The organism is Pseudomonas sp. F007, from assembly GCF_057814275.1.
Map to the genome: position 1 here is coordinate 19,217 of NZ_JBVATA010000001.1, position 24,747 is coordinate 43,963.

The window sequence follows — 24,747 nt, forward strand, 5'->3', positions numbered from 1 at the left end:
GCCCCAGTCGCCTGCGCCACAAGGACAGCGCGGTTAATCATCGGTTAATCGCCAACCTGCATCGTGCCCCCTACTTGTACCGGTAATAAGGTTTGCCCATGCGTCGTCTGTTTCTACTATTCCTGGTGTTTTTCACCAGCCTGGCCCAGGCCGGGTCCAATCCGTTCGAGAGCAAACCTGATTTCCTGCCGGTCGGCAAAGCGTTCGTCCTGACCTCAGAGCGCCTTGAATCCGGGGAAACCCAGCTGTTCTGGCAGATCGCCGACGGCTATTACCTGTACCAGAAGCGCCTGACGTTCAACGGCCTGGCCGACGCCCACAAACCCGCACTGCCCGAAGGCGAAGCCCACAGTGACGAGTTCTTCGGTGACCAGCAGGTCTATCGCCAGGGCCTGGAGTTGAAGATCCCGGCCGGCGCTACCGGTCAGATCAAGGTCGGTTACCAGGGCTGTGCCGATGCCGGCCTGTGCTACCCGCCACAGACGCAAGTGGTCGACCTCGGCGGCAGCCCGCCCGGCGCCACGGCTGAAGCTGCAGACCAGGCCCTGGCCAGCGGCCTGCAACAGCACGCGCTGGGCTGGAGCCTGCTGGTGTTCTTCGGCCTCGGCCTGTTGCTGGCCTTCGCCCCCTGTTCGCTGCCGATGCTGCCGATTCTGGCGGGTTTGATCGTCGGCAGTGGCGCCAGTGCCAAACGCGGTTTTGCCCTGGCCGGCAGCTATGTGGTGAGCATGGCGCTGGTCTATGCGGCGCTCGGTGTATTGGCAGCGATGCTCGGCGCCAACCTGCAGGCGTTGCTGCAGAACGTCTGGTTGCTGGGCAGTTTTGCGCTGATCTTCGTCCTGCTGTCCCTGCCGATGTTCGGTTTCTTCGAGCTGCAATTGCCGGTCGCCATTCGCGATCGCCTGGAAAACGCCAGTCGCAAACAGGGCGGCGGCAGCCTGCTCGGCGCTGGCATCCTCGGTGCGCTGTCCGGCCTGCTGGTGGGCCCGTGCATGACCGCTCCGCTGGCCGGTGCGCTGTTGTATATCGCCCAGAGCGGCAACGCCGTGCACGGTGGCCTGATCCTGTTCGCCATGGGCCTGGGCATCGGCCTGCCGTTGCTGTTGCTGGTGACGGTAGGCAATCGATTCCTGCCCAAGCCCGGCACCTGGATGAACCTGCTCAAAGGCGTGTTCGGCTTCCTGTTCCTCGGCACCGCGCTGGTCATGGTGCGTCCGGTGCTGGATGAATCGCTGTGGGTCGGCTTGTGGGGTGCGTTGCTGCTGATCATCGCCTACAGCGCCTGGCGCCAGACCGGCGGTTTTGGCCGCGTCGCCTACCTGTTCGGCAGCCTGGCCCTGCTGTCAGGGGTGTGGGGCTCTGTATTGCTGGTGGGCGCCGCGGGCGGCAGTGATGACGTGTTCAAGCCGCTGCAGGTCTATCGCGGGCAATCCTCGGCCACGGTGGCCGGCCCTACCGCCCACGACGCCTTTGTCACCGTCAACAGTCCCGCGGTGTTGCAAGCCGAACTGGATGCCGCCCGCGTCCAGGGTCAATGGGTGTTGCTGGACTATTACGCCGACTGGTGCGTGTCCTGCAAGATCATGGAAAAACAGGTGTTCGGCAAACCCGAGGTGCTGGCTGCCTTGAAGGATGTGCGCCTGGTGCGCCTTGACGTGACCGCCGACAATCCCGCGAGCCGCGAGCTGCTCGGTCGCTACAAAGTGCCGGGGCCACCCAGCCTGTTGTGGATCGGTGCCGATGGCGAAGAACGCCGTAGCCAGCGGATTACCGGTGAAGTCGATGCCGCTGGCTTCCTGCAACGCTGGAACATCACCCGGGACGCCCGCTGATGCTGACCTTCACCCTCGGCACCTTCGCCATCGCGCTCAATCACTTGCTGTTGATCAGTGCCCTGGCATTGGCAACTTTTGTCGGTTGGCGAGTGGCCAAACGTGGCGGTGAAAATCCCGAGTCGGTGCTGTTTGGCTTGTTCCTGCTGGGCTTGCTCGCCGCCCGCACCGGCTTTGTCATCGCCTATTGGGCCCATTACCACGGTGATCCGTGGCAGATCATCGACCTGCGCGATGGTGGCTTCCTGGTCTGGCCCGGGGTCATTGTCCTGCTGCTGGCGACTGTCCTGTGGGGCTGGCGTCGGCCAGGCCTGCGCAAACCCCTGGGTTATGGGGTGGGCACGGGGCTGGGATTCTGGCTATTGGCGAGTCTGTCGCTGAATCTCTACGAGCAGGGTACTCGGCTGCCTGACATCACCTTGCGCAATGCCGCCGGGGAAACCGTGCAACTGGCGGACTATCAGGGCGGGCCGCTGGTGATCAACCTCTGGGCCACCTGGTGTCCGCCGTGCCGACGAGAAATGCCGGTGCTGGAAAATGCCCAGCAACAGCGTCCCGACCTGACCTTCCTATTCGTCAACCAGGGCGAAAGCATGCAGAGCGTCAGCACCTTCCTCGCCACCCAGGGCCTGAGCCTGACCAATATCCTGTTCGACAGCGGCGGCCGCCTCGGCCAGGCCGTTGGCTCCATGGCGCTGCCCACCACCCTGTTCTACAACGCCGAGGGTCGACTGCTGGCCAGTCACCTGGGCGAACTCTCGGACGCCAGCCTGGCCCGCGCACTGGAAAACTTCGGCAGCCCTGATGCTGCCCTGCAAGCCCCACCTTCAAGGAAATTGCCATGCCCCGCTTCCGCCACCTGCTGACGTTGACCCTGGGCGCCGCCCTGCTGCAAAGCCCTCTGTTGCAGGCTGAAGAACTGCCTGAAGCGATCCGCAAGATCGAAGCCAAGGGCGCGAAAATCATCGGCAGTTTCGACGCTCCGGATGGCCTGCGCGGATACGCCGCTCAGTACCAGAATCGCGGCATGGCCCTGTACCTGACGCCAGATGGCAAACACGTGCTGCTCGGCAACCTGTACGACGCCGATGGCAAGGACTTGAGCGCCGAGCCCCTGCAGAAACTGGTGTATGCGCCGATGGCCAAGGAGGTCTGGGCGAAAATGGAGGCCAGCCACTGGATCGCCGACGGCAACCAGGATGCGCCGCGCGTGGTGTACCTGTTCAGCGACCCCAACTGCCCCTACTGCACCATGTTCTGGGAGCAGGCGCGGCCCTGGGTCAAGGCGGGCAAGGTGCAGTTGCGGCACATCATGGTCGGGATCATCCGCGAAGACAGCCCGGGCAAATCCGCCGCCTTGCTGGCCAGCAAGGACCCGGCAAAAGCCCTGGACGACCACGAAAAGGCTGGCAAGAAAAGTACGCTGAAAGCCTTGAAGACCATCCCTGCCGACGTCCAGGCCAAGCTCGACGCCAACATGCGCCTGATGGACGAACTGGAACTGTCCGCCACCCCGGCGATTTTCTACATGGATGACAAGGGCGAACTGCAACAGCAGCAAGGCGCCCCGTCACCGGACAAACTGGCGAAGATACTCGGGCCGAAGTAAACCCTCGCATCAGTAGAAATCCAACTACCAGCGCTGCGCCAGAAAGCAGCGCAGCGCGTGGGTGACAAACTGCGGGTTCTCCAGATTGGAAATATGCCCGGCAGCAGGCACCAGTTCGCAGGGGCAGCCAATCAACTCGGCCATTTCCCGCGCTTCTGCAGGCGGCCGGGGAATGTCCTGGTCACCGCAGATCACCAGGGTGGTGCGGGCGTCCAGTTGACTCAGTCGCGACAGCACATCGTCACGACCGAAGATAATCCGCCCCAGGGGCACGGTGCTCTCGCGCAAACGCGCCGCCGGCAATGCCGCCAGGGCGGCGCGAAATCCTTGATACAGCGCGGACTGCGGGTCGATGCCCGGACGGAAAAAGATCGGCACGATGATGTCGAGCAGTTGCTCAGTGATTTCCCCCTCCTCCTCGATCTGCCTGAGCAATGAAAAGTAGTACTGCCGGGTAGCTTCCGGCTCGGCCCCCGCGTAGGTATCCATCAGCACCAGGCCATTGATTCGCTCGGGGTTCGCCAGCGCCAGACGCATGCCCCACATCCCGCCCACCGACAGCCCGACCAGGGAAACTCGCTCGATATCCAGATGGTCGAGCAGCGTCAGCGCCTGGCAAGCCAGGTCTTCCAGCGAACGCGTACCCTGGGGCAAGGGGCCGGATTCGCCGTGTCCCCACAGATCGGGGGCAATCACTCGATACTCGCCTGACAGGGCCGCAATCTGCGGCGCCCACATGGCCTGGTCCCACAAGTAACTGCCCGCCAGCAACACTGCCGGCCCCGCCCCCTGGTCAATGTAGTGCAGGGGTTGTCCATCAATCGTCACGAACGGCATCGGTGTTCTCCTTGCAAAATCGGTCGCTGAAGCAAAGTCCGCAAGACTGCTCCGGCGACGAAGCAAGCGTCAAATGTCCGATTGCCAGCGCATGTGTACAAACGATTGACCGTAGCCAGGGGCAGCTCCATCGGCCTCCTTCATGGTTTGCCAAATTTGGTGTGTGGAAGACGTCCACAGGATGTATCAATAACCATTCACAATTGACAATTATTATCATTAGTCATAGCTTGTCGCCGGACCGTAGGACGGATCCGAAACGCTTGTCGTCCTACTAACTTTTTGCGACAAGGTGACTTCCATGATGGAAAACGTTTCCCACGGCAGGTACGACTCACCGTTACTGCAGGCGTTTGTTGATAACCGGCTGGTCCTGGTGAAAATCGCCGCGCGCATCACCGGTTGCCGCTCCCGCGCTGAAGACGTTGTGCAGGACGCATTCTTTCGCTTGCAGGCGGCCCCGCACATCACGTCCTCGTTCAAGGCGCAACTGAGCTATCTGTTCCAGATCGTACGCAACCTGGCGATCGACCATTATCGCAAGCAGGCACTGGAGCAGAAGTACTCAGGGCCTGAAGAGGAAGGTTTGAATGTGGTCATCCACGGTGCCTCGCCGGAAATTGCGCACATCAATTTCTGCACCCTGGAAACGATCGCCGATGCCCTCGGCGAACTGCCGAGCCGCACCCGCTATGCCTTCGAGATGTACCGTCTGCACGGCGTACCTCAGAAGGATATCGCCAGGGAACTGGGTGTCTCGCCGACCCTCGTGAACTTCATGATTCGCGATGCGCTGGTGCATTGCCGAGAGGTTTCCGACACCCGAGGCGCCAGCTTCGCCCGTTACTAGTGCGCTTTCAGCTCGGGGGCACGGCGACCACGGCAATTTTGTAGGGGTCGAAAATCTTCAGCATCTGGCCGTTGTCGCGCAGCCCCTGAAGCATTCGGGCAAATGCTGCCGCGCTGACAGGCGCCTGCGGACGCAGCAGGGCGTAATGGTGATAAATCTGGTCGACCCGTTCCGAGACCAGCAACTGCGGGCCGACGCCGTCGTTGCGCAGCAGGTAGTCGCTCAAGAACGAGCGAGTGACCAGGGCGATATCGGCGCGCCCGCGCAGGACCATCAGCAGGTTGCTGTCGTGGGAGTAGGTCAAGGTGGCGTTGTGTTTCTTGGCCAGGTAGCGGGTGTCGGCGTTGAAGTCGGCAAAGGCGTAGTGATAACCGCTGAACAGTGCCAGACGCTTGTCCTTGAGGTCGTCGAAATAGCTTTGTTCGCGCTCCGGCAGACGTTGCGCGACAAACACTTCGGCGTCTTCCAGGCCCATGTCGACTGCCGTGTAGGCAATCTGTTCCCAGCCCCACTTCGGGTTTTCGAAGATCGCCATGTCGATCCGGCCCTGTTGGAGATCACCAAAGCGCCGCGGGATAGAGGTCGGGACCAGGACAAACTGATAATCGCTTTGCAATTGATTCAGGGCGACGATCAGTTGCGGCAGCAAACCGGTGTCGATGCCGGTTTCGGGGCGGATGGTGTAAGGCGGAAAATGCGCCGCGCCGACTCGTACCAACTGGGCGGCTGAAGTCGGCGCTACCAGCAGCGCCGAGAGCGCCACCCACACCATCCGCGAAGCCATCCGAACTGGCGAGAACATCGGTTTACATCACCCCTGAAATTGCACCTACTCCACTAAGCTAGGCGGTTTCGCTGGCTTAGACAACGCAATGATGGCTATTTAATACGTTTTGACCGAATTGTCATTGCTCGGCAAGCACCAGGTGCAAGGCCTCATCGGCCAGTTGGTCGAGGCTCATGCTGCCATCGGGACGAAACCAGGTGGTGGTCCAGGACAAGGCACCGGTCATGAAGCGTCGGGCAATGAACACATCGCCGCGAATCAACCCGGCCTGTTTGGCCTCCCCCAGCACCTGCAGCCAGATCTGCTCGTAGATATCGCGCAGCGCCAGCACCTGGGCCTGACCGTCGTCGGACAACGAGCGCCATTCGTAAACCAGCACCGCCATTGCCTCGCCACTGCCGCCCATGATCGATTGCAGTTCGCAGCGGATCAGCGCCAGCACCCGCTCACGCACGCTATCGGCCTGGGCCAGCTCGGCGCGCATCAAGGCGGTGTTGTAGCGGATGGTCTCTTCCATCACTGCCCGCAGGATCTCGTCCTTGCTCTTGAAGTGATGAAAAATGCTCCCGGACTGAATGCCCACCGCACTCGCCAGGTCGCGCACTGTAGTGCGTTCGTAACCCTTGTTGCGAAACAGGTGGGCAGCCATCTGCAGCAGTTTGCCACGCGCACTGTCGGGGTCGGTCAGTTGGCCGCTGTCGACCAGTTCACGCATTACCAGCAGGGCTTTTTGCTCGTCCACCCATTCTCTCCTACAGTCGCTCGATCACCTGTGCGCGCGCACCGCGATCGCTGTGGGCTGCGCGGGCAATTTAAGCCCGTCGCGGCAACCAAGCAAGCGCTCGGGACGAAGATCTGATCGGACTTTACAAACCAAGCGCTTGCTTGGTAGCCTCGAAACACTTCCGTCGGAGGCTTGCCATGAATAAAACCGTGCGTATCGGTTGCGCCAGTGCTTTCTGGGGCGACACCTCAACCGCCGCCGCGCAGTTGGTGGAGGGCGCCGCCGTGGACTACCTGGTGTTCGACTACCTGGCCGAAATCACCATGTCGCTGTTGGCCGGGGCACGCATGAAAGACCCCCAGGCCGGCTACGCCAGTGACTTCGTCGAGGTTCTGGCGCCGCTGCTGCCAGCCATCGCCGAACAACGGATTCGGGTAATCAGCAACGCCGGCGGGGTCAATCCACTGGCCTGCGCCGCCGCCCTGCAAAACGCCTGCGACAAGGCCGGGGTAGCCCTGAAAATCGCCGTGCTGCTGGGCGACGACTTGCAGCCACAGTTCCCGCAATTGGTGGCCAGCGGCGTTCGCGAGATGTTCAGCGATGCGCCCATGCCGGCCTTCTGTGTGTCGACCAACGCCTACCTCGGCGCCCCGGGCATTGTCGAAGCCCTGCGCCTGGGCGCGGACATCGTCATCACCGGGCGGGTGGTCGACAGCGCGGTGGTCAGCGCGGCGCTGATGCATGAGTTCGGCTGGGCCTGGCAGGACTACGACAAACTGGCCCAGGCTGCGTTGGCCGGGCACATCATCGAATGCGGCGCACAGTGCACCGGGGGCAATTTCACCGATTGGCGCGACGTGCCGGACTACGAGCACATCGGGTTCCCGGTGGTTGAAGTGCAGGCCGACGGCCAGTTCGTTGTCAGCAAGGCGCCAGGTACCGGCGGGCTGATCAGCCCGTTGAGCGTCGGCGAACAACTGCTGTATGAGATCGGCAACCCGCGGGCCTACCTGCTGCCGGATGTGATCTGTGATTTCAGCCAGGTCACACTGCATCAGCAAGGCAAGGATCGGGTCCAGGTACACGGTGCCAAGGGCCTGGCACCAACCGCGCAGTACAAGGTCAGTGCCACTTACCCGGACGGTTTTCGCTGCACCGCCAGTTGCCTGATCGCCGGGATCGACGCGGTCGCCAAGGCCCATCGAGTGAGCGAAGCGATCATCCAAAAAACCTCGGAGATGTTCCAGCAGCGCGACTGGGCGCCCTACACCGAGGTGAACATCGAACTGCTGGGCAGCGAAGCCACTTACGGCCCCCACGGCCAGCGCCAGGACAGCCGCGAAGTGGTGATCAAGCTCGCCGTGCGCCATCCGAGCAAGCAGGCGCTGGTGCTGTTTTCCCGGGAGATCGCTCAGGCGGCTACCGGCATGGCACCCGGCCTGACCGGCATTGTCGGTGGCCGCCCGACGGTCTATCCATTGATCCGTCTGTTTTCCTTTCTCATCGACAAATCCGCCTGCAACCTGAGCATCGACCTGCAAGGCCAGCGTCACCCCTGCACCCTGCCCGGCCTCGACCCTCTCGACAGCGCCGACCTGCCCTTGCCGTTCATCACGCCCAAACCCCAGGGCCAGGCGGACGCCAGTGTGGCCCTGGTAAAACTGGCGGTGGCGCGCTCCGGCGACAAGGGCAATCACAGCAATATCGGGGTCATGGCCCGCTCGCCCGATTACCTGCCGTGGATCGCCGAGGCGCTGACGCCCGAGGTGGTTGTCGACTGGATGCGCCATGTGCTCGATCCGATCCACGGACGGGTCGAGCGCTGGTATTTGCCGGGCAGCCACAGCCTGAATTTCCTGCTGGAGAACGCCCTCGGCGGTGGTGGCGTGGCCAGCTTGCGGATCGACCCGCAGGGCAAGGCCTTCGCCCAGCAACTGCTGGAAATCCAGATACCGGTACCGCAACACATCGCTGACCAAGTCAACTAGAGGGCTGTCGCCGTGGCATTTGATTCGATCTTCAAACCCGATCTGTTTGCCGGCCAGACCATTATCGTCACCGGTGGTGGCAGTGGCATCGGCCGCTGCACCGCCCACGAACTGGCGGCCCTCGGCGCCCACGTGGTGCTGGTGGGGCGCAAGCCGGAAAAGCTGCAAGCCGTGGCCATGGAAATCATCGAGGACGGTGGCCAGGCCAGTTGGCACACCTGTGACATCCGCGAGGAAGACGCGGTCAGGCAACTGGTGAAAAAGCTGGTCGAGGATCACGGCTCGATCCAGGGCCTGGTCAACAATGCCGGCGGCCAATACCCGGCGCCCCTGGCGTCGATCAATCAGAAAGGCTTTGAGACGGTGATGCGCACCAATCTGGTGGGCGGTTTCCTGATGGCCCGGGAAGTGTTCAACCAGTCGATGAGCAAGAGCGGCGGCGCCATCGTCAACATGCTCGCCGACATGTGGGGCGGCATGCCGGGCATGGGCCACTCGGGCGCGGCGCGCTCGGGCATGGACAATTTCACCAAGACTGCCGCGTTCGAGTGGGGCTATGCCGGTGTCCGGGTCAACGCCGTGGCCCCCGGCTGGATTGCCTCCAGTGGCATGGACACCTACGAAGGCGCGTTCAAGGCGGTGATCCCGACCCTGCGCGAACACGTACCGCTCAAGCGCATTGGCACCGAATCGGAAGTCAGCGCGGCGATCGTCTTCCTGTTGAGTCCGGCGGCGTCGTTCATCAGCGGCAGTACCCTGCGCATCGACGGCGCGGCCAGCCTCGGCAGCCGGACATGGCCGCTGCACAAGGCGCAACACAGCGAGTCGTTCAATGGCTTTCATCGCGCCTATCTGCCCGATGTGCTCAAGGATGGAGACTGATCGATGCCGTTAATCGAATCCCAACTCGACCCGCAAAGCCAGGCCTACGCGGAAAACCGGCAGGCGATGCTGGCGGGCATCGAGCAGATCCGCCAGCTGGAGTGCAAGCTGCTGGACAAGGCTGCCGAAGCCAAGCCGAAATTCGACAAGCGCGGCCAATTACTGCCGCGCGAACGCCTGAACCTGTTGCTCGACCCCGGCGCGCCGTTTCTCGAATTGGCGAGCCTGGCCGGGTATAAATTGCACGACGACAAGGACGGCAGCCAGGCTGGCGGCGGCTTGATCGCGGGGATCGGCTACGTCTCCGGCGTGCGTGCGCTGGTGGTGGCCAACAACAGTGCGATCAAGGGCGGCACCATTTCCCCCAGCGGCCTGAAAAAATCCCTGCGCCTGCAACAGATCGCCATGGAGAACAAACTGCCGGTGATCACCCTGGCGGAAAGCGGCGGTGCCAACCTCAATTACGCCGCAGAGATTTTTGTCGAGGGTGCGCGCAGCTTTGCCAACCAGGCGCGGATGTCGGCCATGGGCTTGCCGCAGATTACCGTGGTGCACGGCTCGGCCACGGCCGGTGGTGCTTACCAGCCAGGGCTCTCGGATTATGTAGTAGTGGTGCGCGGCAAGGCCAAGCTGTTTCTCGCCGGTCCGCCGCTGCTCAAGGCGGCCACCGGGGAAGTCGCCACCGACGAAGAACTGGGTGGCGCGCAGATGCATGCGCAAATCGCCGGCACCGCCGAGTACCTGGCCGAAAACGACGCCGATGGCATTCGCCTGGTGCGTGAGATTGTCAGTCTGCTGCCGTGGAACGCGCGCCTGCCGGTGGCCGCGCCGCGCATCTGGGACGAGCCGCTGTACCCCATCGAAGAATTGCTGGGACTGATTCCACACGACCCGAAAAAACCCTACGACGTGCGCGAAATCGTCGCGCGGATTGCCGACGGCTCGCAGTTCCTCGAGTTCAAGGGCGAGTTCGATCAACAGACCCTTTGCGGCCACCTGAAAATCCATGGCCGGCCCTGCGGCTTCATCGGCAACAACGGCCCGATCACCCCGCAAGGCGCGAGCAAGGCAGCACAGTTCATCCAGCTCTGTGACCAGAGCCAGACCCCGCTGCTGTTCTTTCACAACACCACCGGGTTCATGGTCGGTACCGAGTCGGAACAGCAAGGGGTGATCAAGCACGGTTCCAAGCTGATCCAGGCAGTGGCCAATGCGCGGGTGGCGAAGTTGACGATCGTGGTCGGCGGCTCCTACGGAGCCGGCAATTACGCGATGTGCGGCCGCGGTCTCGATCCACGCTTTATCTTTGCCTGGCCCAACAGCCGCACCGCCGTGATGGGCGGCGCCCAGGCTGGCAAGGTGCTGCGGATCGTCACCGAAGCTCGGCAACTCAAGGACGGCCTGGTGCCCGACCCCAAGGTGCTGGATATGCTCGAACAGGTCACCGCGCAGAAACTCGAAAGCCAATCCACCGCACTCTACGGCAGCGCCAGCCTGTGGGACGACGGGCTGATCGATCCACGGGACACCCGCACGCTGCTCGGTTACCTGCTGGATATTTGCCACGAAGCCGAGGTTCGGCAGCTGCATCCCAACAGTTTCGGTGTCGCCCGGTTCTAGGCCGGCCCAAGGAGAACAATAAAAATGCTCTTTACCCAGGAACACGAAGCACTGCGCCGCACCGTCCGGCAGTTTGTCGACAGCGAGATCAATCCCCACGTCGACGAATGGGAAAAGGCCGGGCGCTTTCCCATCCACGAGATTTTCCGCAAGGCCGGCGACCTCGGCCTGCTAGGCATTTCCAAGCCGGAAAAATTCGGCGGCATGGGCCTGGACTACAGCTATTCGATTGTCGCCGCCGAAGAATTCGGGACCATTCGCTGCGGCGGGATTCCGATGTCGATCGGCGTACAGACCGACATGTGTACCCCGGCGCTGGCGCGCTTCGGCTCCGATGAGTTGCGTGAAGAGTTCCTGCGTCCGGCCATCAGCGGTGAGCAGGTCGGCTGCATCGGCGTCTCGGAAGTCGGCGCCGGTTCCGATGTGGCCGGGCTGAAAACCAGCGCGCGCAAGGACGGCGACGACTATGTGATCAACGGCAGCAAAATGTGGATCACCAACTCGCCGAGCGCTGACTTCATCTGCCTGCTGGCAAATACCTCGGACGACAAGGCGCACATCAACAAGTCGCTGATCATGGTGCCGATGAACACCCCCGGGATCAGCCTCAGCTCGCACCTGGACAAACTGGGCATGCGCAGCTCGGAAACCGCCCAGGTATTTTTCGACAACGTGCGGGTGCCGCAGCGCAATCGCATCGGCCATGAAGGCGCCGGCTTCATGATGCAGATGGTGCAGTTCCAGGAGGAACGCCTGTTTGGCGCGGCCAACATGATCAAGGGCCTGGAGTACTGCGTCGACAGCACCATCGAGTACTGCAAGGAGCGCAAGACTTTCGGCAATGCGTTGATCGACAACCAGGTGATCCACTTCCGCCTGGCCGAACTCTCCAGCGAAATCGAATGCCTGCGGGCGCTGGTCTATCAGGCCACCGAGCAGTACATCCGCGGCCAGGACGTCACCCGCCTGGCGTCGATGGCCAAGCTCAAGGCCGGGCGTCTGGGCCGCGAAGTCACCGACAGCTGCCTGCAATACTGGGGCGGCATGGGTTTCATGTGGGACAACCCGGTGGCCCGCGCTTACCGCGATGTGCGCCTGGTGTCGATTGGCGGTGGCGCCGACGAAATCATGCTGGGGATCATCTGCAAGTTGATGGGCATCCTGCCGGGGAAGAAAAAATGACCACCCTCCCCGCTTGCCAGACCCTGCTGCTGGAGCTGCACAACGCTGTATTGCACATCACCCTCAACCGCGCCGATTGCCGCAATGCCATGAGCCTGCAAATGGTCGGTGAATTGCGCGCGGTGCTGGCGGCGGTCCGAGAGGACCGGCAAGTTCGCGCGCTGGTGCTGGGCGGTGCCGGTGGCCATTTCTGTGCCGGTGGCGACCTCAAGGACATGGCCAACGCCCGCACCCAGGGCGCGGATGCCTACCGCGAACTGAATCGCGCCTTCGGTGCGTTGCTGGAGGAAGCCCAGCACGCCCCGCAAGTGCTGATCTGCGTGTTGCAAGGCGCCGTGCTCGGCGGTGGTTTTGGCCTGGCCTGCGTCAGTGACATCGCCCTGGCCGATCACCAGGCGCAATTCGGCCTGCCGGAAACCAGCCTCGGTCTGCTGCCGGCGCAGATTGCGCCCTTCGTGGTGCAGCGCCTCGGCCTGACCCAGTCTCGACGCCTGGCCCTCACCGCCGCCCGCTTCGATGGACAGGAAGCCCACCGCCTGGGCCTTGTGCATTTTGTCGAGCACGACCCGCAGGCACTGGCCGAGCGCCTCGATGCGGTGCTGGTCGATGTCCTGCGCTGCGCGCCGGGGGCCAATGCCGCCACCAAGGCGCTGTTGCTGGCCAGCACCGAGCAGCCGCTGGGCCCCTTGCTCGACCAGGCCGCCGAGTGGTTCAGCACCGCCGTGACCGGTGTCGAAGGCATCGAGGGCACCTTGGCGTTCCTGCAAAAACGCAAACCGAACTGGGCCTCCTGACTATTCACCCCTGGGGAACACAAGCATGCCGACCCTGCGCAAAATCCTCATCGCCAACCGCGGTGAAATTGCCTGCCGCATCCAGCGCACAGCCAAAGCCCTGGGTTATCGCACAGTGGCGGTGTTCAGTGACGCCGACGCCGACGCCTTGCACGTGCGCCTGGCCGATGAAGCGGTGCACATCGGCCCATCAGCGGTCGCTCAGTCCTACCTCAACGCCGGGGCAATCATCGACGCCGCCCGGCGCAGCGGGGCCGATGCGATCCATCCCGGCTACGGTTTCCTCTCGGAAAATGCCAGCTTCGCCAAAGCCTGCATCGAGGCCGGCCTGACCTTCATCGGCCCGAGCCCTGAAGCCATTGAACTGATGGGCAGCAAGCGCCTGTCGAAAATCGCCATGCTTGCCGCCGGAGTGCCATGCATCGGCGGTTACCAGGGCGCCGAGCAGGACGATGCAACCTTGGCGCGCGAGGCCGAGCGCATCGGTTATCCGCTGATGATCAAGGCCAGCGCCGGCGGCGGCGGACGTGGCATGCGCCTGGTGGAGAATGCCGGGCAATTGCAGGAGCAGCTACGCACCGCACGCTCCGAAGCCCTGAATGCATTCGGCAACGACGAGTTGATCCTGGAACAGGCGTTGATCGATCCGCGTCATGTGGAAATCCAGCTGTTCGGCGACCAGCACGGCCAACTGGTGTACCTGGCGGAGCGCGATTGCTCGATTCAGCGCCGGCATCAGAAAGTCATCGAAGAAGCGCCGTGCCCGGTGATGACCCCCGAGTTGCGCCGGGCCATGGGCGAAGCGGCACTCAAGGCCGCCCGCGCAGTGAATTACGTCGGCGCCGGCACCGTCGAGTTTCTGCTCGACAGCCGTGGCCAGTTTTATTTCCTGGAGATGAACACCCGCCTGCAGGTCGAACACCCGGTGACCGAACTGATCACCGGCCTGGACCTGGTGGCCTGGCAACTGAAGGTCGCCGCCGGCTTGCCGCTGCCGTTGTCGCAGCAGCAGGTCGACATCAACGGCCATGCCATTGAAGTGCGGCTGTACGCCGAAGATCCGGCACAAGGATTCCTGCCGCAGACCGGACAGATCAGCCACTGGGCGCCGGCTCTGGAAGACGGGGTGCGCATCGACCACGGCCTGCTCGAAGGCCAGCAGGTCAGCCCGTTCTACGATCCGATGCTGGGCAAGGTGATTGCCTGGGGCGCCACCCGCGAGGAGGCCCGGCGCAAATTGCTGCGGGCAGTCGAAGACTCGGTCCTGCTGGGGGTACAGACCAACCAGCGCCTGCTCGCGGCGCTGCTCGATCATCCACAGTTCATCGCTGGGGAATTCAGCACCGGGTTTATCCCGGAGCATTTCCACCACCACCCGAGCCTGCAACCCCAGGCGCCCAATGCCGAGGAACTGGCGATTGCGGCGGCGTTGTTCTATGACCGATCGGCTCGCGCCCATGCACCGGGACTGAGCGGCTGGCGCAACAACAGCGGCGCGCCGTTGCAACAGCAGATCGGCCTGCACGAGGCCCGCTGGAGCAGCGCAGTCACGCTGTTGGGCGAGGGCCAGTTGAATGTTCAAGTAGCCGGGCAAACCTTGAAGCTGAAGCTGCTGGAAATCACCCCGCGGCTGGCCCATCTGGAAATCGACGGCCTGCGCCGCCGCTATCCCTATGCGCTGCACGGCGAGCAACTCTGGCTGTGGACTCGCCCGGGCGCGCTCGTGCTGCAGGACCTGACCCTCGCGCCCGTTGCCGGCCAGGCCAGCCTCGCCAGCGGCACGCTGAAAGCGCCGATGGATGGGGCGATCGTCGACGTGCTGGTCAGCGAAGGCAGCCAGGTGAGCAAGGGCCAACTGCTGTTGGTGCTGGAGGCGATGAAGATGGAACACCCGCTCAAGGCCGGTATCGACGGGGTGATCAAACGCCTGCAGGTCAACCCGGGCGACCAGGTGAAAAACCGCCAGATCCTGCTGGAGGTTGAATAAGCCGCTAGGCGGATCCGCCGGGTTTGGCTACGCTCAGCCACATCAGTACGCGGATATCAGGAAAGCGGCGATGCCTCATTGGCTGGTAATTGATCTTGAAGCAACAACCGATGATGGTGGCTGGCCGATTGAAGAGATGGAAATCATCGAAATCGGCGCCACCCTGGTTAATCGCCAGGGCCGCGAGCTGGACCATTTCCAGCGCTTCGTGCGGCCCCAGCGACGCCCCCTGCTGACGCCATTCTGTCGGGAACTGACCCATATCACCCAGGCCAACATCGACTCGGCCCAGCCGCTGACCGAGGTCTGGGCAATGTTCGAGCGCTGGCTCGGCCAGCACCACAGCCGCCTGGAAGGCTGGGCCAGTTGGGGCGACTACGATCGTCGACAATTGCTTCAGGAATGGCAGCGCCTGCAACTCGACAGCGCCCTGAGCCGGGTGCCGCACATGAACCTCAAGCAGCGCTTCGCCAAGGCCCGTCGCCTGGAGCGGCCGCTGGGACTTAATGCCGCCCTGCAACTGGCCGGCCTGCAATTCAGCGGGCAACAGCACCGGGCGCTCGAGGATGCGCGCAACACTGCGCGCCTGCTGCCGCTGACGCTGCCGGCCAATCCTTGAGAGCAACAGGTGACGGGCGAAATGGCCTTGTGCATACTGGCCGGCCTTTTTAGCCCTTTTCGAGGAATCGCCCATGTTTAAAGTCAACGAGTACTTCGACGGCACCGTCAAGTCGATTGCCTTCGGTACTGCCAACGGCCCGGCTACCATCGGCGTCATGGCACCGGGCGAATACGAATTCGGCACCAGCCAGCGCGAAGTCATGCACGTGGTCTCCGGTGCGCTGACCGTCAAGCTGCCGGAAAGCAGCGACTGGCAGACTTTTGCCGCCGGCAGCCAGTTCAACGTCCCGGCCAACAGCAAGTTCCAGCTGAAAGTCGCGGTCGACACCGCCTACCTGTGCGAATACCTCGCGTAAGGCAATCGGCTAAAACAAAAATGCCCGTGTCGCAGGACACGGGCATTTTGCGTTCAGGGCTCAGGGTTTCATTCGAGAATGGTCACCGGCATGCCGACTTCCAGCAGGCCGTTGCCGTCATTCACCAGGTTCTGCCCGAACATCGCGCCATCCGCCTGGGCGCGGTATTTCTGCAGCGTTGCCAGGGGCTCGCGGTCCTCACTGCGGGCGCCGGTCTGCGGATCGATGGTGGTGAGGATGCAGCGCGAGCACGGCTTGACCACCCGGAACTCGACGTCGCCGATCCGGATGCGTTTCCAGCCATCCTCGGCAAACGCCTCGCTGCCCTCGATCACCAGGTTCGGCCGGAACCTGAGCATTTCCAGCGGACGACCGACCTTCTGCACCAGGTCATCCAGCGACGCCTGGCCAATCAACAACAGTGGGTAACCGTCGGCGAAAGCGACTTTGTCGTCGTCGCGGCCATAACCCGCCTCGGTCAGGCGCGCACGTTCTTCCGGCACCTGCACCAGCCGTGTCGGCTTGCCAATGAATTCGCTGGCCCAGGCCGCGGCAGCCTCGCCGGCGTCCGGAACGCGCAAGGTGTCGCGCCAGATGGTGACGCCGCGCAATTGCGCATCGGCGGCGGGCAAGTCCACTTCAATCGGCGCATGCCCGGGCGCGGCCAGCGTCAGGCCGCCGGCTGGATTCCACAGCGCCGACAACTGACTCATGCTCGGCACCGCACGCTGCGTCAGGAAGCGCCCGCTGGCCTCGTCCACCAACATCCAGCGACGGTCACCGGCAAGCCCCAGCTTGTCGAGGCTCGCCTGGCGCAGAAACTCGCCCTTGCCGGATTTCAATGGAAAACGGTAAAGCGCACTCAGACGCAACATGGCCAGCTCCCTGATAGGCAAAGCGCCACCCTATACGAGCTTTGGCGCCGAATCAAAGGCTGATGGCAGGCGCCTGGCCACCCGCCGTCATTGCGCGATGATCAGGCCGGGACTTGATCTAGCAGCAAGCGCTGGCGGACCACGTCGACCAGCTTGTCCGGCTGGAATTTCGAGAGGAAGTTGTCGCAACCGACCTTCTTCACCATCGACTCGTTGAAGCTGCCGGACAACGAGGTATGCAGCACCACGTACAGGCTGCGCAAGCGCGGATCGTTGCGGATTTCGGTGGTCAGGCGATAGCCGTCCATTTCCGGCATCTCCGCGTCGGTGAAGACCATCAGTAGCTTTTCGCTCATGTCCACGCCGCTGTCCGCCCAACTTTTGAGCATCCTCAGCGCCTTGAGGCCATCACTGGCAATGTGCATTTTCACCCCTAGTTGGCCGAGGGTCTCACGCAATTGCGCCAGGGCCACGTTGGAGTCATCCACCAGCAGCACTTCACGCCCGCGTGCCTGCGCCAGCAGCGGATCTTCGAGTTTCTCGCGTGAGACCTTGGCGCTGTAGGGGACGATTTCCGCCAACACCTTCTCCACGTCGATGATCTCGACCAACTGCTCGTCGACCTTGCTGATGGCCGTCAGATAGTGCTGGCGACCCGCGCTGGAAGGCGGCGGCAGGATGGCTTCCCAGTTCATGTTGACGATGCGATCCACGCCACCCACCAGAAACGCCTGCACCGAGCGGTTGTACTCGGTGACGATGATGGTGCTGTTGACCCCGGGCACCAGCGGGCGCATGCCAATGGCCTGGGACAGGTCGATGACCGGCAGGGTCTGCCCACGCAGATTGACCACGCCGCAGACAAAGGGGTGACGGTGTGGCATCAGGGTCAGCTTGGGGAGTTGCAGGACCTCCTGGACCTTGAACACGTTGATCGCGAACAACTGCCGACCGGCCAGGCGGAACATGAGAATTTCCAGGCGATTCTCACCCACCAGTTGGGTGCGTTGGTCTACCGTGTCGAGAATGCCAGCCATTGATGACTCCTGGATTTTGCGATGAATTCATTCAGGCAGGGTATCGGCGTGCGCCCGCACTTCTTGACCGCTGAATAACCGGTTTGGCAAAAAAATTGATGTCGAACTGACATCATGCTCTACTGGATCAGCCATTGTTCCCGATGCGTTTATCGGTACACCTTCCGGCCATCCACCTGCGCTGAGCCCCTATCAGGGATTCCCCTATGGGCAATCGGGACCACCCTGATATTCGCGATATCTAATTGCCATTAATGTGACGCCATTCTCATTGCATGAATGGAGTCAGGCTTTTGTTTTTGATCATGGAGCCGAATCCCGGCCCTTTCCTCGACCCATCCAGAGAATGGCAGGCCAGCCTTGCGTCGACACTTTGCATCACGACGGATGAAAAACCGGAACCGTCCTACAGACTTGGTTCATTGCCTGGCAGTAACGTAACCCCGTTCACCCGACGCCCTATTGCATCACCTGACTTGAGGTCGTGGAGAAAAGCATGTTGAACGAACGGACAAACTGGAATCCACGCCTGCCTGAATTCCTCATCGAAGCCGAGACGCTCTTGGCCCGAGCCCAGGAGTGCCTGGCCCACCTGCAATTGATCAAAAACGATGCGGATGCCATGCACTGCCTGCTGGATACCTTGCGGACCCTCGCCAATCGCGCAGATATTCTGGCATTGGGGGCTGTTGGCCAGTTTGCTGACAGCATTCACAGCGTGCTCAGCCACGCCCACCGTCAAGTCGACCTGCATGAGCAGGCACTGGATGCCTTGCACCGGTGCTTCACCTTGATGGCCTGGCAGCTGGAACTGGTCGATATGAACACGGGCGTACTCGACCTCGATAGCGACGAACAAGCCGGCCTGCTGGAAAACCTGAACCTGCAACTCAAGGGTGCGCCCCTGCAATTGTCCGTCCCAGCCGTTGGTTATGCCTGCCCTTCCTTGCAGGCCAGACGCGCTTGAAACCCGTCGCGACCCGGCAAACTTTCGGTGGTAAGATGCGCACCAATTAATTGACGCTACATTAATGGCACTTTGGATCCAGAGCCACCTCCGGTCCGCCAAGTGCATCATTCGTTGCTGACCCGCAGACTGCCATTTGAAGCCGACCACTCCAGTCAATCCTCCTGACCGGCCAGCCCGCAACGAACCTTCAAGGGCTCCCCGCACCCCGCATGACTGGATCGAATCAGTCATCTGCGGCTGCTTTTCTCGACAAAACGTGCAACGGTTGACCCTGTTGCTGTGCTTGGGCACGGCCACGGGTTGTCTGCTGGTCTATTGCCTTGCCCTGCCGTTGCCACTGCCACTGCTGGTGTTGAGCCTGGTCGCCGCAGCGAGCGTGTATCACCAGTACCGGCGCCTGCGCCGAGCCATCAAGTTCCAGCCCCAGGAGCTGGCGGATCGCTTGCTGCAGGTCCAGGAAAACGAACGTCACCGCCTCAGCCGCGAACTGCACGACGATATCGGCCAGTTGCTGACAGCGGCCAAGCTGCAGAGCGAATGGCTCAAGCGTCGTCTACCGCCGGAACTGCAAAGCCACTGTGGTGTGCTAAACGAGACGCTGGAAGAGACCCTGGCAAAAGTGCGCGACGTGTCGGCTGCGCTCAACCCGCGGCAACTGTCGAGCCTTGGCCTGGAAGCCAGCCTGCGTGCTCATCTGCTCAAGACACTGGCCAACACCAGCCTGCACTGGAGCCTGGAATGCCAGCAGCAATTGAGCGGGATTGCCGAGGAGATGGCGGTCGCTGCGTTTCGAGTCACTCAGGAAGCCACCACCAACATCCTGCGTCATGCCCAGGCCAACAACCTGCTGGTGCGCCTGCAACGCACACCGGAGGGACTCGCGCTGCTGATCAGTGATGATGGCCTGGGTTTTGCCCCGGCCAACCATCCGGCACAGGAGGGCCAGCGCGGCATGGCGGGCATGGCGGAACGGGTCGAACAGCTGGGCGGCACACTGACCGTCACCAGCGCGCCGGGCAAGGGTACGCAAATCGCCGCGCTGTTCCCCTGGACACCCCGCACACTCGAACGAGCCAATACGAAAAAGGTCCCCCATTGACGTGTAACTTGCTGCTGGTCGATGACCATTCCCTGATCAGGGCTGGCGTGCGCGCGCTGGTCATGGACATGCCCGGCTATGCGGTGATTGGTGAGGCCGACGACGGTATTCAGGTGCTCGCCATGGTCGAGACCCTGGATCCGGACATCATTGTGCTGGACCTGTCGATGAAGCAGGTCGGCGGCCTCGAAGCCCTGCAGCGACTCAAGGCATTGCGCCCGCTGTGCAAGGTGTTGATCCTGTCAATGCACACCGATCCGGCGCTGATCATGCGGGCACTGGAGTATGGCGCCCACGGCTACCTCCTCAAGGACACCACCGCGACCGAGCTGGAACATGCGCTTGCCGCCTTGCGCAACAACGAACGCTACCTGAGCCCGGCCATCGCCCACACCGTTATCAACCAGGCGCTGGCCCAGGGTCAGAACAGTGCCGCGCAACCGATCAGCAGCCATGACCTGACGGCGCGGCAACTGGAAATCCTGCGCCTGATCGTGCGCGGCAAATCCACCCGCGAAATTGCCGCTGGCCTGGGTTTGAGCATCAAGACCGTGGAAACCCACCGTTCGCAGATCATGAAACGCCTGCAGATCTTCGACGTCGCAGGTCTTGTGCTGTTTGCCGTACGCGAGCAGATCATCAGCCTCGACGACTGAACACAATCAGCCCTTCAGCAACGGCGAATCCGCCGGCAAGTGCACACGCAAGGCACCGGGGCGTACGGCGAATCGCAGGCTGTCGCCTTCAAGCGGCTCGCCATCGAGGTTGATCGACAGCCCCTCTGCCACCTTGATCTCGACCCACGGCAAGCGCGCGCGGACAAACAGGTTATCGAGCCCCCAGCCATCGGCCACCAGGTCCTTGAGCGTGCCGACCACATCCTGGGGTGCCGGGAGAATGCTGATATCCAGCAAGCCGTCGTCGATCGACGCATCTGGGCACAACTCATGGCCACCACCGGCCTGCCGACCGTTGCCAATCCCCAGCGCCAACAGCTCGCCTTGCCAGTGGAAATCCGGCCCCTGCAACTCGCCATAGGCGGCATGCAACTCACTGAAGCGCGTCAGGCCAGTGAACAGATACGCCGCGCCACCGAGCATCTTCTTCAAGTCCTCAGAGGTGTTGGCCGTGACCTGACTACCAAATCCACCGGTTGCCATGTTCAGGAATACCTGGCCGCCGACTTCGCCCAGGTCAATGGGACGCGCGGGAACGTCGAGCAACGCCAACGCCTCACTCGGAGTCAATGAAACACCCGCCGCCCGGGCAAAGTCATTGGCCGTGCCCAGGGGCAACAGCACCAGGCTGGCCTGCCCCGCGTTAGCGGCCAGCGCTTCGGCAATGTCGCGCAGGGTGCCATCGCCCCCCCCGGCAATCAGCTGGCTATAACCGGCGGCCAGCGCCTCTTGCACCAGGCGCTGCGCATCCCCGGCCTCCCACGTCAGGCGCACGGCCAACTCCCAGCCTTGCTGGCGCTTTTCCTCCACCGCCGTACGGACTTCCTCGTTGAGTGCCTGCTTGCCATGCAAAATCAACAGTGCCTTGCGCTCACTCATTTTTGACTGCTCCCCGCTGATTGACCGTCTCTGGCAGATGTTGACCACGCCCACGCAGGAAAGAGCCCACAAAACTGAAATACCTTTGCCAGAACCCTAGCGCGGGCTTTTCCAGTCTTAGTAGAAATATCGAGTTTTTTCTTACAGCCAGTGACGAATTGACCGCATTGACGGTGATTTGATATTGGAACACCGTGTGTCGACGGGCATCAGGAACCAATTGGAAACACACAAGGACAATCAGGCAAATGAATGGAACCTCCCTCCAATCTTCACCCCTTCCCAGCGTAAAAATCACAGCCGTACCCAGCGCAGGCGCTAACCAGGATAGTGCTGCATCGCCGTTGAGCGACGATCCGCACAACCCGCCCCGCATCAGGCTCAAAGAAACCGATGTGGAACCACGCATCGCAGAACTCGAGACCCACCTCAAATATCTACGCAAGCATCTGGGTGCGGTGGAAAAAGACCTGAAGTCCGTGAAGTACAGGTTGGTTTTTTCAACGGGCGTCATCACGGTGCTGATCGGCCTGGTCAGCTGGATCGCCAACAGCCGCTTCGATCAACTGGTGACGCTGCTCAACTGACGGCTCGCTGGACAGCTACGTCAGGCCCGTAACAGATGCTGTTGCGGGCCTGACGAGGTGAGTCAGCCGAGCACTTCACTCAACGGAATGAAGTTGACCCAGTCGCCTTCGACCAGGGTGCGCTCTTCCAGCACTTCGACCAGGCCTTGCGCCCACGCCGCACTGCGCAAGACACCGGAGCTCTGGTTGCGGTAGATGACCGCGCGGCCTTGCTCGAGACGCCCACGCAGGTATTCGCGACGGTTACCCGCTTTCGGCCAGGTAAATCCGGCGGGTACCTGGAACTGCAGCGGCGCCAGTTCCTTCACACCTTGGCGACGCAACAGATAAGGCCGCGCCAGCAAGGCAAAGGTCACCAGGGTAGAAGCCGGATTGCCCGGCAGACCGATCACGGGAACGCCTTGAAAGTGGCCAACCGTCAGCGGCTTGCCAGGCTTGATCGCCAACTTCCACAACGTCAGTTCACCGGCTTCACGCAAGGCGACGCCAAGGAAATCCGCCTCCCCCACCGATACCCCGCCGGTGGACAGAATCAGGTCGACACCCTGAAGCGCAGCCAGGCGCTCGCGGGTAGCTTGCAGGTTGTCGGGGAGGATTCCCGCATCCACCACATCGCAGCCCAGACGCTGCAGCCAACTGCAGAGCAAGACCCGGTTGCTATTGTAGATCTGTCCAGGCCCCAATGCCTGACCGGGCTCGACCAACTCATCGCCGGTCGACAGCACCGCGACGCGCACTTTGCGCACCACGTCCAGTTCGGCGCAGCCCAATGACGCCGCGAGCCCCTGTTCGATGGGACCCAGGCGAGTACCGGCGCTCAGCACCATCTCGCCGACCGTAGTTTCCTGGCCTTGCGGGCGAATGTTTTGCCCCGGGTGCAGCGGCTCAGTGAAACGCACGTGCTGATCCTCAAGCACTTCGGCGTTTTCCTGCATTTCGACGCAATCGGCACCGGCCGGTACCGGAGCACCGGTAAAGATTCGCGCACAGGTGCCAGGCTGCAGGGGGGCAGGCGCCATGCCCGCAAAGATCTTCTGCGTCACCGACAGGGGTTCGCCGGTCCAGTCGGCGGCGCGCAAGGCATAACCATCCATGGCACTGTTGGGCCATGGCGGCAAATCCAGGGTCGACAGCAGATCGTCGGCAAGTACCCGCCCCTCGACGGCCGCCAGCGGCAAGCGCTCGCGCTCGATGATCGGCGTCGCCTCGGCCATTTCCAGCAAGCGCGCCAATGCCACTTCAACCGGCAGCAAACTGCCGCTTTTGCCTGGCTTACCCACGGGATTCACAGGGTGCCGCCTGCTTCAGGTGCGGGACGAAGTTGCAGGGACGATGACGCGAGTCCAGTTGCTCGGCGAGAATTCCATCCCAACCGGTGCGCACGGCATTGGTGGAGCCCGGCAGGCAACACACCAGGGTGCCATTGGCCAGCCCCGCCAGCGCACGGGACTGAACAGTGGACGTGCCGATATCCGCTACCGAAATCTGCCGAAACAGCTCGCCAAAGCCGTCGACCTGCTTGTCCAGCAGGCAACTGACCGCTTCCGGGGTACTGTCACGGCCGGTAAACCCGGTGCCGCCAGTAATCAACACAACCTGAACCACATCGTCAGCGATCCAGGTCGCCACTTGTGCACGTATTTTGTACAGGTCATCTTTGAGCAGTACCCGTGCAGCCAGGTTGTGTCCGGCAGCCCCCAGGCGGTCGACAAAGACTTGCCCTGAGGTATCGGTTTCCAGTGTGCGGGTGTCGCTGACGGTCAGCACCGCGATGTTCAGCGGGGCGAAAGGCACTTCAGCCTTGGCTTTCATGGGCTCGTCCAGTTGTAGGAGAAACAGCCCGGTGTTATATCACAGCGCCTGTTTATTTTGCCGCACCGATGGAGATGCGCCATGGTCTCGAACAACCCGTTGTTTCCCTGCTCGATCCTGATCCTGGCGGGCGGGCGTGGCCAGCGCATGGGTGGCCAGGACAAGGGCCTGCTGCAATGGCATGGCCAGCCGCTGATCGCGCACCTGCATCAGCGCACACGCGACCTGACCGATGACCTGATCATTTCCTGCAATCGCAATATCGATCAGTACGCCCCTTACGCCGATCAACTGGTGCATGACCAGATCAACGATTTCCCTGGTCCACTGGCGGGGATACGGGCTGGCCTGGCCGTCGCACGCCATGGCCACCTGATGGTGCTGCCCTGCGATGTGCCGCGCATCGACGCGCAACTGTTGCAGGACATGCGTGACACTGCCCGCCAGCACCCGGAAAAGCCCCTGATGCTGCGCCAGGGCGAACACTGGGAGCCCCTGTTGTGCATCATTCCGGTGGCCCTCGCCGAACAGTTCGAAAGCGCCTGGAACCGCGGCGAGCGCAGCCCCGGCAGGATCATGCGGATGCTCGGTGCCCTGCCCCTGCAGTGCGCGGAAAATGACCGACGCCTGGCCAATCTCAACACCCCGGAACTGTTACACCTGCACAGCCACGTGTCAGAATGACGCCGTCAAGGAACTTGCCGACGTGCCGTACGTCTTACGTTCAGACCCTAAAGAATTC

25 protein-coding genes are annotated in these 24,747 nt (G+C 62.3%); 17 read left to right on the forward strand and 8 right to left on the reverse strand.

The window, feature by feature from the left end:
- The first annotated feature begins 98 nt into the window (after positions 1 to 98).
- The 3 genes from dsbD to dsbG are packed head-to-tail and all read left to right on the forward strand — an operon-like array spanning position 99 to position 3,441.
- Positions 99 to 1,832, forward strand: a complete 1,734-nt coding sequence (dsbD, locus tag ACZYR5_RS00125) for a protein-disulfide reductase DsbD (protein WP_489088443.1) — start codon at positions 99 to 101, stop codon at positions 1,830 to 1,832.
- Positions 1,832 to 2,698: a TlpA family protein disulfide reductase gene (locus ACZYR5_RS00130; RefSeq protein ID WP_489088442.1), complete on the forward strand. Its 867-nt coding sequence runs from the start codon at positions 1,832 to 1,834 to the stop codon at positions 2,696 to 2,698. The genes dsbD and ACZYR5_RS00130 overlap by 1 nt, the downstream gene beginning before the upstream one ends.
- Complete coding sequence (gene dsbG, locus ACZYR5_RS00135; protein WP_489088441.1) at positions 2,674 to 3,441, forward strand: thiol:disulfide interchange protein DsbG; 768 nt, start codon at positions 2,674 to 2,676, stop codon at positions 3,439 to 3,441. The genes ACZYR5_RS00130 and dsbG overlap by 25 nt, the downstream gene beginning before the upstream one ends.
- A gap of 24 nt (positions 3,442 to 3,465) precedes the next feature.
- Here dsbG and ACZYR5_RS00140 read toward each other — a convergent pair whose 3' ends face one another.
- Positions 3,466 to 4,278: an alpha/beta fold hydrolase gene (locus tag ACZYR5_RS00140; protein WP_489088440.1), complete on the reverse strand. Its 813-nt coding sequence runs from the start codon at positions 4,276 to 4,278 to the stop codon at positions 3,466 to 3,468.
- Positions 4,279 to 4,579: 301 nt separating this feature from the next.
- Here ACZYR5_RS00140 and ACZYR5_RS00145 point away from each other — a divergent pair, with 301 nt between their 5' ends.
- Complete coding sequence (locus ACZYR5_RS00145) at positions 4,580 to 5,128, forward strand: RNA polymerase factor sigma-70 (RefSeq protein ID WP_489088439.1); 549 nt, start codon at positions 4,580 to 4,582, stop codon at positions 5,126 to 5,128.
- A 7-nt stretch (positions 5,129 to 5,135) separates the two neighbouring features.
- On the opposite strand, the gene ACZYR5_RS00150 is transcribed toward ACZYR5_RS00145, so the two are convergent.
- Together ACZYR5_RS00150 and ACZYR5_RS00155 are read right to left on the reverse strand one after the other, a co-directional pair.
- Positions 5,136 to 5,930 (reverse strand): substrate-binding periplasmic protein, encoded by a 795-nt coding sequence (locus ACZYR5_RS00150; RefSeq protein WP_489088438.1) that lies wholly within the window; start codon positions 5,928 to 5,930, stop codon positions 5,136 to 5,138.
- A gap of 103 nt (positions 5,931 to 6,033) precedes the next feature.
- Complete coding sequence (locus tag ACZYR5_RS00155) at positions 6,034 to 6,657, reverse strand: TetR/AcrR family transcriptional regulator (RefSeq protein ID WP_489088437.1); 624 nt, start codon at positions 6,655 to 6,657, stop codon at positions 6,034 to 6,036.
- A gap of 179 nt (positions 6,658 to 6,836) precedes the next feature.
- Between ACZYR5_RS00155 and ACZYR5_RS00160 the strand changes: the two genes are divergently transcribed.
- The 8 genes from ACZYR5_RS00160 (at position 6,837) to ppnP (ending at position 16,069) form a co-directional block, all read left to right on the forward strand.
- Positions 6,837 to 8,627, forward strand: coding sequence for an acyclic terpene utilization AtuA family protein (locus ACZYR5_RS00160; RefSeq protein WP_489088436.1), 1,791 nt, complete (start codon positions 6,837 to 6,839; stop codon positions 8,625 to 8,627).
- 12 nt (positions 8,628 to 8,639) lie between these two features.
- Complete coding sequence (locus ACZYR5_RS00165; RefSeq protein ID WP_489088435.1) at positions 8,640 to 9,509, forward strand: SDR family oxidoreductase; 870 nt, start codon at positions 8,640 to 8,642, stop codon at positions 9,507 to 9,509.
- A 3-nt stretch (positions 9,510 to 9,512) separates the two neighbouring features.
- Entirely contained in the window at positions 9,513 to 11,129 is a 1,617-nt protein-coding gene (gene atuC, locus ACZYR5_RS00170) for a geranyl-CoA carboxylase subunit beta (protein ID WP_489088434.1), read from the forward strand.
- A gap of 24 nt (positions 11,130 to 11,153) precedes the next feature.
- The gene (atuD, locus tag ACZYR5_RS00175; RefSeq protein WP_489088433.1) at positions 11,154 to 12,311 is read left to right on the forward strand and encodes a citronellyl-CoA dehydrogenase; all 1,158 of its coding nucleotides are present in this window, start codon (positions 11,154 to 11,156) and stop codon (positions 12,309 to 12,311) included.
- Positions 12,308 to 13,105 carry an enoyl-CoA hydratase/isomerase family protein gene (locus ACZYR5_RS00180; RefSeq protein ID WP_489088432.1) on the forward strand — a complete coding sequence of 266 codons (798 nt, stop codon included), beginning with the start codon at positions 12,308 to 12,310 and terminating at the stop codon, positions 13,103 to 13,105. The genes atuD and ACZYR5_RS00180 overlap by 4 nt, the downstream gene beginning before the upstream one ends.
- Before the next feature lie 25 nt (positions 13,106 to 13,130).
- Positions 13,131 to 15,092 (forward strand): acetyl/propionyl/methylcrotonyl-CoA carboxylase subunit alpha, encoded by a 1,962-nt coding sequence (locus ACZYR5_RS00185; RefSeq protein ID WP_489088431.1) that lies wholly within the window; start codon positions 13,131 to 13,133, stop codon positions 15,090 to 15,092.
- Between the two features lie 70 nt (positions 15,093 to 15,162).
- Positions 15,163 to 15,711 (forward strand): 3'-5' exonuclease, encoded by a 549-nt coding sequence (locus tag ACZYR5_RS00190; RefSeq protein ID WP_489088430.1) that lies wholly within the window; start codon positions 15,163 to 15,165, stop codon positions 15,709 to 15,711.
- Positions 15,712 to 15,784: 73 nt separating this feature from the next.
- Positions 15,785 to 16,069 carry a pyrimidine/purine nucleoside phosphorylase gene (ppnP, locus tag ACZYR5_RS00195; protein WP_489088429.1) on the forward strand — a complete coding sequence of 95 codons (285 nt, stop codon included), beginning with the start codon at positions 15,785 to 15,787 and terminating at the stop codon, positions 16,067 to 16,069.
- Positions 16,070 to 16,137: 68 nt separating this feature from the next.
- Here the strand turns inward: ppnP and ACZYR5_RS00200 are convergent, their stop codons facing one another.
- Both ACZYR5_RS00200 and ACZYR5_RS00205 read right to left on the reverse strand, forming a co-directional pair.
- Positions 16,138 to 16,944 (reverse strand): MOSC domain-containing protein, encoded by an 807-nt coding sequence (locus tag ACZYR5_RS00200; RefSeq protein ID WP_489088428.1) that lies wholly within the window; start codon positions 16,942 to 16,944, stop codon positions 16,138 to 16,140.
- A 101-nt stretch (positions 16,945 to 17,045) separates the two neighbouring features.
- Entirely contained in the window at positions 17,046 to 17,981 is a 936-nt protein-coding gene (locus ACZYR5_RS00205; protein WP_489088427.1) for a chemotaxis protein CheV, read from the reverse strand.
- Between the two features lie 496 nt (positions 17,982 to 18,477).
- On the opposite strand from ACZYR5_RS00205, the gene ACZYR5_RS00210 reads away from it, so the two are divergent.
- The 3 genes from ACZYR5_RS00210 (at position 18,478) to ACZYR5_RS00220 (ending at position 20,706) form a co-directional block, all read left to right on the forward strand.
- Positions 18,478 to 18,948 carry a hypothetical protein gene (locus ACZYR5_RS00210; RefSeq protein ID WP_489088426.1) on the forward strand — a complete coding sequence of 157 codons (471 nt, stop codon included), beginning with the start codon at positions 18,478 to 18,480 and terminating at the stop codon, positions 18,946 to 18,948.
- Between the two features lie 220 nt (positions 18,949 to 19,168).
- On the forward strand, positions 19,169 to 20,050 hold the full coding sequence (locus ACZYR5_RS00215; protein WP_489088487.1) for a sensor histidine kinase: 882 nt from the start codon (positions 19,169 to 19,171) through the stop codon (positions 20,048 to 20,050).
- Positions 20,047 to 20,706 carry a response regulator gene (locus ACZYR5_RS00220; RefSeq protein ID WP_489088425.1) on the forward strand — a complete coding sequence of 220 codons (660 nt, stop codon included), beginning with the start codon at positions 20,047 to 20,049 and terminating at the stop codon, positions 20,704 to 20,706. Before ACZYR5_RS00215 ends, ACZYR5_RS00220 begins: the two co-directional genes overlap by 4 nt.
- A gap of 6 nt (positions 20,707 to 20,712) precedes the next feature.
- Here ACZYR5_RS00220 and yegS read toward each other — a convergent pair whose 3' ends face one another.
- Positions 20,713 to 21,606 (reverse strand): lipid kinase YegS, encoded by an 894-nt coding sequence (yegS, locus tag ACZYR5_RS00225; protein ID WP_489088424.1) that lies wholly within the window; start codon positions 21,604 to 21,606, stop codon positions 20,713 to 20,715.
- Between the two features lie 248 nt (positions 21,607 to 21,854).
- Between yegS and ACZYR5_RS00230 the strand changes: the two genes are divergently transcribed.
- Complete coding sequence (locus ACZYR5_RS00230) at positions 21,855 to 22,193, forward strand: hypothetical protein (RefSeq protein ID WP_489088423.1); 339 nt, start codon at positions 21,855 to 21,857, stop codon at positions 22,191 to 22,193.
- A gap of 62 nt (positions 22,194 to 22,255) precedes the next feature.
- Here the strand turns inward: ACZYR5_RS00230 and ACZYR5_RS00235 are convergent, their stop codons facing one another.
- Together ACZYR5_RS00235 and moaB are read right to left on the reverse strand one after the other, a co-directional pair.
- Positions 22,256 to 23,482 carry a molybdopterin molybdotransferase MoeA gene (locus ACZYR5_RS00235; protein WP_489088422.1) on the reverse strand — a complete coding sequence of 409 codons (1,227 nt, stop codon included), beginning with the start codon at positions 23,480 to 23,482 and terminating at the stop codon, positions 22,256 to 22,258.
- Entirely contained in the window at positions 23,466 to 24,005 is a 540-nt protein-coding gene (gene moaB / locus ACZYR5_RS00240; RefSeq protein ID WP_027620201.1) for a molybdenum cofactor biosynthesis protein B, read from the reverse strand. Before moaB ends, ACZYR5_RS00235 begins: the two co-directional genes overlap by 17 nt.
- 81 nt (positions 24,006 to 24,086) lie before the next feature.
- Between moaB and mobA the strand changes: the two genes are divergently transcribed.
- Positions 24,087 to 24,689 (forward strand): molybdenum cofactor guanylyltransferase MobA, encoded by a 603-nt coding sequence (mobA, locus tag ACZYR5_RS00245; RefSeq protein WP_489088421.1) that lies wholly within the window; start codon positions 24,087 to 24,089, stop codon positions 24,687 to 24,689.
- The last annotated feature ends 58 nt before the right edge of the window (positions 24,690 to 24,747 follow it).